The 9,298-nt window shown below is 66.0% G+C and carries 7 protein-coding genes; 2 read left to right on the plus strand and 5 right to left on the minus strand.

What is annotated here, in order from left to right; translation table 11 throughout:
- Positions 1–296: 296 nt before the first annotated feature.
- Positions 297–1,487: an ABC transporter substrate-binding protein gene (locus tag IF803_RS16520; RefSeq protein ID WP_461192801.1), complete on the plus strand. Its 1,191-nt coding sequence runs from the start codon at positions 297–299 to the stop codon at positions 1,485–1,487.
- A 166-nt stretch (positions 1,488–1,653) separates the two neighbouring features.
- Here IF803_RS16520 and IF803_RS16525 read toward each other — a convergent pair whose 3' ends face one another.
- The 5 genes from IF803_RS16525 to IF803_RS16545 all read right to left on the minus strand — a co-directional run bounded on the left by IF803_RS16525 (position 1,654) and on the right by IF803_RS16545 (position 7,398).
- The gene (locus tag IF803_RS16525; protein WP_461192802.1) at positions 1,654–2,046 is read right to left on the minus strand and encodes an MAPEG family protein; all 393 of its coding nucleotides are present in this window, start codon (positions 2,044–2,046) and stop codon (positions 1,654–1,656) included.
- A gap of 369 nt (positions 2,047–2,415) precedes the next feature.
- Positions 2,416–3,501, minus strand: coding sequence for a lipocalin-like domain-containing protein (locus IF803_RS16530; RefSeq protein WP_461192803.1), 1,086 nt, complete (start codon positions 3,499–3,501; stop codon positions 2,416–2,418).
- Complete coding sequence (locus IF803_RS16535) at positions 3,491–5,950, minus strand: FtsX-like permease family protein (RefSeq protein ID WP_461192804.1); 2,460 nt, start codon at positions 5,948–5,950, stop codon at positions 3,491–3,493. Before IF803_RS16535 ends, IF803_RS16530 begins: the two co-directional genes overlap by 11 nt.
- Complete coding sequence (locus tag IF803_RS16540) at positions 5,947–6,600, minus strand: ABC transporter ATP-binding protein (protein ID WP_304498299.1); 654 nt, start codon at positions 6,598–6,600, stop codon at positions 5,947–5,949. The genes IF803_RS16535 and IF803_RS16540 overlap by 4 nt, the downstream gene beginning before the upstream one ends.
- A gap of 36 nt (positions 6,601–6,636) precedes the next feature.
- Positions 6,637–7,398 (minus strand): class I SAM-dependent methyltransferase, encoded by a 762-nt coding sequence (locus IF803_RS16545; protein ID WP_461192805.1) that lies wholly within the window; start codon positions 7,396–7,398, stop codon positions 6,637–6,639.
- 240 nt (positions 7,399–7,638) lie between these two features.
- On the opposite strand from IF803_RS16545, the gene IF803_RS16550 reads away from it, so the two are divergent.
- Positions 7,639–8,955, plus strand: coding sequence for an MFS transporter (locus tag IF803_RS16550; protein ID WP_461192806.1), 1,317 nt, complete (start codon positions 7,639–7,641; stop codon positions 8,953–8,955).
- Positions 8,956–9,298: the final 343 nt, after the last annotated feature.

Genomic DNA, 9,298 nt, shown 5'->3' on the forward strand with positions numbered 1-9,298 from the left:
CAGCCTACACTTGTGTCCGTCACCCCCGCGCAAAGGCTTCGCCTTTGTCGCTGGTGGAGCCTGCGAAGCAGACGCCTCGAAGGGTGCACGGCCACGAGCCAGGCCGTGCGCCCTTCGAGGCTCGCCCAGCGGCGCAGTTGCGCCGCAAGGCTGGCACCTCAGGGTGACGGGTCAAAGATCATGCGCGACCGCCGCGGGGCCATACTTTTGGCTGAGCGGAAAGAGATGGGCAGGCGTGGGGTTATAAAATAATGTCGCGCCGATTTTCCTGATAGAAACTGCTGGGAGAGCATAACATGAAGTCCGGATTTTTGGCCGCGGTCGCGGCTTGCAGCCTGATGCTTGCGGCGCCGGCGATGGCCCAGGGCGTCAAGATCGGCATCCTGAACGATCAGTCCGGCGTCTATGCCGACTACGGCGGCAAATATTCGCTCGAAGCCGCGCGGATGGCGGTCGAGGATTTCGGCGGCGACGTGCTGGGGCAGAAGATCGAGATCGTCACCGCCGACCATCAGAACAAGCCGGACCTTGCGACCGCGATCGCGCGACGCTGGTACGAGGTCGAGAACGTCGACATGATCACCGAGCTCACCACGTCGTCGGTCGCGCTCGCGGTGCAGGAGCTGTCGAAGGAAAAGAAGAAGATCGACATCGTGGTCGGCGCGGCGACCTCGCGCATCACGGGCGATGCCTGCACGCCCTACAGCTTCCACTGGGCCTATGACACCCGCGCGCTCGCGGTCGGGACCGGCGGCGCGCTGACGGAGGCGGGTGGCGACACCTGGTTCTTCCTGACCGCCGACTACGCCTTCGGCTACGCGCTGGAAAAGGATACCAGCGACATCGTCGTGTCGAAGAAGGGCAAGGTGGTCGGCTCGGTCCGCGTGCCGCTCAATTCGTCGGACTTCTCGTCCTTCCTGCTGCAGGCGCAGAGCTCGAAGGCCAAGATCATCGGGCTCGCCAACGCCGGACTCGACACCACCAACTCGATCAAGCAGGCGGCCGAGTTCGGCATCGTGCGCGGCGGCCAGAAGCTCGCCGGCCTGTTGATGACGCTGTCGGAGGTGAACGGTCTTGGGCTCGAGGCGGCGCAGGGTCTCGTGCTCACGGAGGGCTTCTACTGGGATCACGACGATGCCTCGCGCGCCTTCAGCGAGCGCTTCTTCAAGCGCACCAGCCGGATGCCGAGCATGATCCATGCCGGCACCTATTCGGCGACGCTGAGCTATTTGAAGGCGGTGAAGGCCGCCGGCACCAAGGACAGCGAGGCGGTCGCCGCCAAGCTGAAGGAGCTGCCGGTCGATGACGCCTTCGCCAAGGGCAAGGTGCTCGCGAACGGCCGCATGGTGCACGACCTCTATCTGTTCGAGGTCAAGAAGCCCTCGGAGTCGAAGAAGCCGTGGGACTATTACAAGCAGATCGCCGTGGTGCCCGGCGACAAGGCCTTCTTCACCGCCAAGGAAAGCGGCTGCCCGCTGACCAAGTGAGGCGTGGCTGGCGAAACAAACATCGGTGTCGTCCCGGCGAAGGCCGGGACCCATAACCACCGATGTCGGTTGTTGTGCGCAGCTGGAGCTCCAGCCTTCGCAAAACACCTGCCTGTGGTAATGGGTCCCGGCCTTCGCCGGGACGACGGCGGAATATGTGGCGGCGTTACGCGTGGACCAGCCGCCACACCGCGCCGCCGATCGCGCCGACCCAGAGAATGACGCAGGCCAGCGCCTGGATCGCGAAACCGGGGCTGCGTTTCACCACCGCTTCGCGATAGCCGATGAAATAGACGATGCGGCCGATCACCCAGATTGCGCCGACCGCCGCGGCCGCGGCATCGCCGACATAGACCGCGAACAGCCAGAGCGACGGCAGGAAGATCGGCATCCATTCCAGCGTGTTCATCTGGATGCGGTAGATGCGCTCGAAATCCGGATTGCCCGTGATCGCCGGCAGCTTGACCCCGTAGACCGCGCGGGCGCGGGCGACCTGCAGCGCGAAGAAGAAGTGCAGCGCGACTGCAAGGCAGGTGACGATGGCGGTGTAGTGGTACATGTCAGGCGTGTCCTCTTTCCATTGACCCCGATGTCATGACGGGACAGCGAAGCCCGCTGTGACATGCGGCCTTGCTTTACCTCTCCCCGCGCGCGGGGAGAGGTCGGAACGCATCGTCAGATGCGTTCCCGGTGAGGGGGGACCTCGGCGAGACTAGCTGTCACCGCGTACGCGGAGACCGCCCCTCATCCCAACCCTCTCCCCGTAAGAACGGGGCGAGGGACCACAGTCATGCCGCGGCCCCATTCGGACCAATTCCGTCACGTCCTAGAGCGTTTTCGAGCGAAGTGGATACCGGTTCGCGTGAAGAAAACGCGTCAAAACAAGAATCTAGAGCCCCGTTCCGATTCCATCGGAACGGGAAAAGCTCTAGTACCCCGTCATCTCAAGATAGCCGATTCCGGCGTGGCTGCCTGAGAAGCGGATCGGGCCTTCCCAGTACGGGAAGCTGGTTCCCATCCAGGCCTTTGGATTGAGCGGCGTGGTCTCGATGGCAAGGCCGCGTGCGGGCAGGCTGACGCGCCATGACGTCGGCAGCTTGCGGCCGTCGATCTCGGTGGTTGCGAGCGGCGCGATGCTGTTGCCGCCGGCGGCGATCTCGGCCGAGCGGCCGTCCGGCGTGATCCAGTTGCCGAACAGGTTTTCGCGGCCGTCCTTCTGGCGCAGCCGGTACAGCATCAGCTTCTCGTCGCCCGGCAGATGCAGCGAGAACCAGTCCCAGCCGGTTTGGTCGGCCGCCAATGGCTGGCTGCTCCATTCGCGATCCATCCACGCCATGCCCGTGACGTCGACCGGCCTGTCGTCGATCACGATGCGGCCGGACGCCTTGTAGAACGGCTGGCTGTAGTAATAGGAGGCCTGTCCGCGATCCGACTTGCGGCTGTAGCCGTGGTCGCCCTGCAGCACCAGCGCGCGGTCGGCCTCGAGCCGCAGCGCGGTGCTGAAGTCGGTAGCGGAGGCCTTGAGCTCAAGCGGCGCGACACGCTGCGCATCGAACGCATCGCGCCCGCGCAGCTCCCAGGCGTCGATCCAGGCGCGGAACGGCGTGGCTTCGACGGCGGCCTGCCCGACGCCGCCGCGGGCAAAGGTCTCGCTGAAGCGGTGCGTGCCGGCGCTGGTCACGGCGGCGTGGCCCATCCAGAGCTGCTGATTGGCCCAACCCTCGGCCGGTCCGCCTGCTTTCATCACCTGGCGGAACAGCGTCCATTGCGCGCCATAGGCCGCGCCGCTCGTGTCGGACAGGTTGGCGGTCACGTACCACCACTCGATCCGGAATTCCGGATGCGGGCCGTGGTCCGCGGGGAACGTGAACTGCTTGCCCGGCGTGACGGCGGCAAATCCTTCCGCCGTCTCGCCGAGCCCGGCAAAGCCCTGCGCAAGGCCCTTGCCGCCGAGCGCCAGCGCCAGCGCGCCGCCGGCAAAGGCGCGACGGGTGATGGTGACGCTAGCGCTCATTGACAAAGATCCTGATCAGGCTGGCCGGCTGCATGCGGGCAAGCCTCGCGACCGGCAGCGCCGCCGCGCAGAATGCTGCGGCCAGCGCCACCGCGAGCAGCTCGATCAGCTGCAAGGGAAATACGTGGAAGGGCAGCCGCCAGCCGAACGCCTTGACGTTGACGATCGCAAGCAGGCACCACGCCACCAGCAGGCCGAGCGGCAGCGCGAACAGCGCAGTGATCAGTGCGACCGCCATGGTCTTCAACAGTTCGAGCGCGGCGAGCCGCCGCCGCGTCAGGCCGATCGCCCACAGCGGCGCCAGCTGCGGCAGCCGCGAATTGGCCAGCGTCAGCAGGCTGGTCAAGAGCGCGATGCCGGCGACACCGAGGGTGAAGGCGTTGAGCGCGGCGGTTACCGAGAAGGTGCGATTGAAGACCCGCCTGGATTCCGTTTTCATCCTCGCCTGGTCGGCGATGTTGCGATCATCGAGACCGAATTTCTCCTGCAGCGCGGTGATCAGCGGTGCGATCTTGTCCGGTGCCACGCGGAGGCCCATCCGCGTCATTGGTGTCTGCGGGAAGCGCCGGGTCAGCGCGGCGAAGTTGACCGCGATCTGGCCCTTGGGGTTGCCGTAATCGGCATAGATGCCGACGATCTCGAGCGGCCAGTTGCCGCCGGGGGCGGGCACCTCGATATGATCGCCGATCGCCAGCTTCATCCGTCGCGACAGCTGCTCGCTGACGAGGCCGGTGTCGCCCGGCCGTAGCCGAACCCACGCATTCGCAGCGCTTTCGAGCAACGGCCAGTTGTCACGATAGGTGGCGTGGTCCGGCAGGCCGAGCACCTCGATCGGCGCGCCGCCGAGCTGGGTGTCGGCGCGGCCGCCGGGCAGGATGGCCTCAACCTCGGGCCGGTCGCGCAGCCAGGCCTTGATCTCCTTTGCCTGCTGATCGCTGGCGGCGCTGATGTAAACGTCGGCGGCGAGCCTTCCGTCGAGCCAGACCAGGAAGGTGCGGTTGAAACTTTCCACCATGGTGCCGACGCCGACATTGACCGCGAGCGCAAGCAGCAGCGCCATCAGCGCCAGCGACAGGCCCGACAATTGCTGGCGGCTGTCGGCCCAGAACCAGATGCCGACCGGCGCTCGCGCGCTGCGCTGGCCGAACGCGAGCGCGATTTGCAGAACCATCGGCAGGATCAGCGCCGCGCCGAGCATTAGCGCGGCCAGCACGGCAAAGCCCGCGATCAGGGAATCGCCGAACCAGATCAGGCCCGCGGCGACCGTAAACACCGCAAGTGCCGCCGCGCTCTGGATAATGAGCCAGCGCCGCTGCGCCTGCTGCCAGGCCTGCGGCTGCGCCGTCGCCAGCACCGGCATCCGGATCGCCTTGGCAAGGCTCGCGGCCGCCGCGGCGAGCGCGCCCAGAATGCTGATGGCGATGCCGGCGAACCACCAGACGGGTTTGAGCGAAAGCTGTCCGGGGATCTGCGCGCCATAGAGCCCACGCAGCGAGGCCGCGACATCCGGCAGCAAGGCAGCCGCGATGAAGTAGCCGCAGACGAGGCCGATGAGGCCGGCGACCAGCGCCAGCGACACCAGCTCGATCACCAGCACGGTGTTGAGCATTCGCGCCGAGACGCCGCAGGCGCGCAGCGTGCGCAGCATCGGCAGCCGCTGCTCGAACGCCAGCCCGATCGCGGAGTTGACGATGAACAGGCCGACGAAGAACGACAGCAGGCCGAACGCGGTGAGGTTGAGATGAAAGCTGTCGGTGAGGCGTTCGAGGTCGCTCTCCGCGCTCGGCTCGACCAGACGGAGCTTGTCACCCGCCACGCTTTCCAGCGCTGAGTGCGGCGCTGTGGACTTGCTGACCAGCAGGCGCGAGACCTGGCCGGGCATTTTGAGGATGTCCTGCGCGATGCCGATATCGACGATCAGTGCGCCGGGGGCGAGCTCGGCCTGCACGCGCAGCGGCGGCAAGCTCGTGCCGTTGGCCTGTGGCCGCTCGCCTTCCTTGAGGCCGAGATCGCGCAGCGTTTCGCCCGCCACCAGCATTTCGCCCGGCGGCGTGACGAAGGCTTGCAGGCTGCCGCGTCCGACCGTCGGCGCGTTGCCGACCTCGGACGGCAGCGTCACCGGCTCGACGCCGAGCAGGCGGAAGCTGCGGCCGTCGATCTGGACCCGGCCCTCCAGCATCGGCGACACCGGCCAGCCGGCACGGCGCAGATCGACGAACAGTGCTTGCGGGAAGGTCGCGCTGTCCTTGGCGACCAGCATCGCCGTGCGCGATCCGCCGAAGGTCGCGGCGGCGCGGTCATAGGCGATGCGGGCCTGCTGGTTCAGCGCCTGCACGCCGCTCCACAGCGCGGTGGCCGAGATCAGCCCGATCAAGAGCGTTGCGAGCTGCATCGGATGCCGCCGCCAGTGGCTGAGCAGCACCGCAAGAATCCACAGCGCGCGCCTCATGCGACGATCCCGGCATGCAGGGTGACCTGGCGGTCGAGCGTCGCCGCGAGCCGCGCACTGTGCGTGACCATCAGGAAGCCGCAGCCGGTGCGGGTCACGAGATCGCGCGCCAGTGCCAGCACCTCGTCGGCGGTGTCCTCGTCGAGATTGCCGGTCGGCTCGTCGGCGAGCAGCAGCAGCGGCTTTGGCGCCAGCGCGCGGCCGATCGCGACGCGCTGCTGCTGACCGCCGGACAATTGCTCGGGATAGCGCCTGAGCAGGCTTTTCAGGCCGAGGCGCTCGACCAGTTCGTCGTGCCAGGCGGCGTCATGCCGGCCGGCGATGCGTGACTGGAACACCAGATTGTCCGCGACCGTCAGGCTCGGGATCAGGTTGAACTGCTGGAACACGAGGCCGAGCCGGTCGCGGCGCAATTCGGCGCGGCCGGCGTCGTTGAGGTGGGAGACGACGATGTCGGCGAGTGCGATCTCGCCGCTGTCGGCGGCATCGAGCCCGGCGATCAGATGCAGCAGCGTGCTCTTACCGCTGCCGGATTCGCCTGATAGCGCCACGCTCTCGCCGGTTGCAACGGCAAGGTCGACGCCGCGCAGCACGGCGACGTCTTCGCCGGCAGAGCGGTAACTCTTGGTCAGGCCGGTGACGCGAAGCACCGCGGCGGTCTGGTCAGATGAAGCGATGGCCGTGCCTCATTGCGGCTTCTGGTATTTCAGGACGAACTCGTCGATCGGCACCGGTGCCTTGAAGACGGGAATGTCCTTGGGGTCCTCCGCATGATGCAGGAAATCGCCCTCGGCCACCAGCTTGAAGCCGGCCGCCTCGATCTCCTGCTTCAAGGTGCTTTCCTCGATCCGGTGCAGCGTCTTGGCGACACTGGTGCCTTCGCCCGTCTTGGCCGAGTGATCCGCGATCACGAGGAAGCCGCCCGGCTTGAGCGCGGCGAACATCTTCTTGTTCATCGCGGCGCGGTCGACCGGCAGATAGGTGATGTCGTGATAGAAAAAGAAGAAGGTGATCATGTCGAGATTGTTGACCTCGGGCGGGATCGGGTCGTCATAGTCCCGCACCACATGGACCACGTTCTTCATCGCCGGCGCCTTGGCGCGGGTGTCGAACTTGTCCTTGACGAAGCGCTCGAGCACGGTCGCGGAATCCTGCGCATAGACCTTGCCCGACGGCGCGACGGTGCGCGCCAACAGTTCGGTGCTGTAGCCGGCGCTGGCCGCCATGTCGAGGATCGTCATGCCGGGCTTGACGCCGGCAAAGGCGAGCATCTTGGCCGGCTGCCGGCGCTGGTCGACCTGGCGATCCGCATCGCTGCGATCGGGTGCGGCGACGATCGCGGCGTAGTCGGGATTGGCGGCGTCTTCCGCGCGAACCTGAGGGACGGCAAGCAGGGCGGCGGATACGAGTGCAATGCAAGCGGCCGCACGTAGGATCGATCTGTTCATGAAATAACCCAACCTTCAATAACCTCGGCTTTTCGTTGGCCTCGAACATAGCAGTCGGGACATGACAGTTCACCGCTTCACTGGCGCGACCGACGCGATCGTGATCAGGCCGTTGGAAGCGCTCTGGGGCGCGTGACCCCCGAGGAAATGCGGTGTTGCGTTGCACGGCGAGGCGTGGCTAGCATCGCCGGACGGGGCCGATTTTACGAAGCCAAAAACGAAAACGACGGGGAGCCGGACATGACGACGCAAGCGACGTCCAAGAGGACGTCAGAGGGGACGCCGAAGGGCGCCTGGCAAATCACCTTCCTTCTATTCCTGTTCATGGTGGTGAACTTTGCCGACAAGATCGTGGTCGGGCTCGCCGGCGTGCCGATCAAAAAGGAAATGGGCCTCACCCAGGAGCAGTTCGGCGATCTCGGTTCGTCATTCTTCCTGCTGTTCTCGATCTCGGCGATCGTGGTCGGCTTCATCGTCAATCGCGTCGCCACCCGCTGGGTGCTGCTGATCCTGGCGGTGATCTGGTCGCTGGCGCAATTTCCGATGGTCGGCACCGTCAGCTTCACGACGCTGGTGATCTGCCGCATCATTCTCGGCGCCGGCGAGGGGCCTGCGTTCTCGGTCGCCGCGCACGCGATCTACAAATGGTTTCCGGACGAGAAGCGCACGCTGCCGACCGCGATCCTGTCGCAGGGCTCCGCATTCGGCGTGATCCTCGCCGTGCCCGCGCTGAACTGGATCATCGTCAATCACAGCTGGCATCACGCCTTCGGCGCGCTCGGCATCGTCGGCCTGATCTGGGCCGTCGCCTGGTTCGCGCTCGGCAAGGAAGGGCCGTTGGTGTCGACGTCTGCCGTGACGGCCGACGAGCCGCGGATTCCTTACCTGAAGCTTTTGACATCGCGCACCTTCATCGGTTGCGTGGTGGCAACCTTCGGCGCCTATTGGGCGCTGTCGCTCGGGCTCACCTGGTTCACGTCCTTCATCATCGAGGGGCTCGGCTTCTCGCAGCACCAGGCCGGCTTCGTCTCGATCCTGCCCTGGATCTTCGGCGCGACGATCGTGCTGCTGACCGGCTGGATCTCGCAGCTGATGCTGACGCGCGGCTTCACCACCCGCGGCGCGCGCGGCGTGCTCGGCTCGGTGCCGTTGATCATCGGCGGCGCCATTCTCGCGATGCTGCCCTATGCGCCGCCCGGCGGGATCATGATCGCGCTCCTTGTGATCGGCTCCGGCCTGTGCGGCTCGATCTATGTGGTGTGCCCGCCGATGCTCGGCGAGTTTACGCCGGTGTCGCAGCGCGGCGCGATCATCGCGATCTACGGCGCGCTATACACGATCTCGGGCATCCTGGCGCCGATGGTGATGGGCAATGTGATCCAGCACGCGGCCACGCCGATGGCCGGCTACATGTCCGGCTTCACCATCAACGCAGCGATCATGGCCGGCTCCGGCCTGCTCGGATTGCTGCTACTGTGGCCGAATACCGAGCGGGCGCGCCTGACCGGCACGTCGCAGCCGGCAGACACGATCAAAGGCGCGATGTCGCCGACGTAAGGGGGCGCCCCCTTAGAGACTTGCTCCACCTTGCCTCTCCCCTTGTGGGAGAGGCCGGATTTCGCGCGTCAGCGGGAAATCCGGGTGAGGGGTCTGTCTCCGCGAGCTCCGTCCCTCGAGAGACCGCAACCCCTCACCCGGATCGCATTGCTCTCCGCTGCATGCGATCCGGCCTCTCCACAAGGGGAGAGGCGCGAGCTCGCCGCGACCGTCTTGCTCTAGCGGATGAAGCGCAGCGAAATCCGGGGTAACTCTATTGGAGTGCACCCAAAAGTGAGACACGGGAAATTAGGGACAGTTCTCTAACGGAGAACGTATGTCCAGCAAATCGCCCCGTGTTTTC

This window comes from Bradyrhizobium sp. UFLA06-06, assembly GCF_054820065.1.

Coding starts and splice junctions, on each gene's coding strand:
- IF803_RS16525 (WP_461192802.1), bottom strand. CDS start 2,046: ATGTACCACTACACCGCCATCGTCACCTGCCTTGCAGTCGCGCTGCAC.
- IF803_RS16545 (WP_461192805.1), bottom strand. CDS start 7,398: ATGAACAGATCGATCCTACGTGCGGCCGCTTGCATTGCACTCGTATCC.
- IF803_RS16520 (WP_461192801.1), top strand. CDS start 297: ATGAAGTCCGGATTTTTGGCCGCGGTCGCGGCTTGCAGCCTGATGCTT.
- IF803_RS16535 (WP_461192804.1), bottom strand. CDS start 5,950: ATGAGGCGCGCGCTGTGGATTCTTGCGGTGCTGCTCAGCCACTGGCGG.
- IF803_RS16550 (WP_461192806.1), top strand. CDS start 7,639: ATGACGACGCAAGCGACGTCCAAGAGGACGTCAGAGGGGACGCCGAAG.
- IF803_RS16530 (WP_461192803.1), bottom strand. CDS start 3,501: ATGAGCGCTAGCGTCACCATCACCCGTCGCGCCTTTGCCGGCGGCGCG.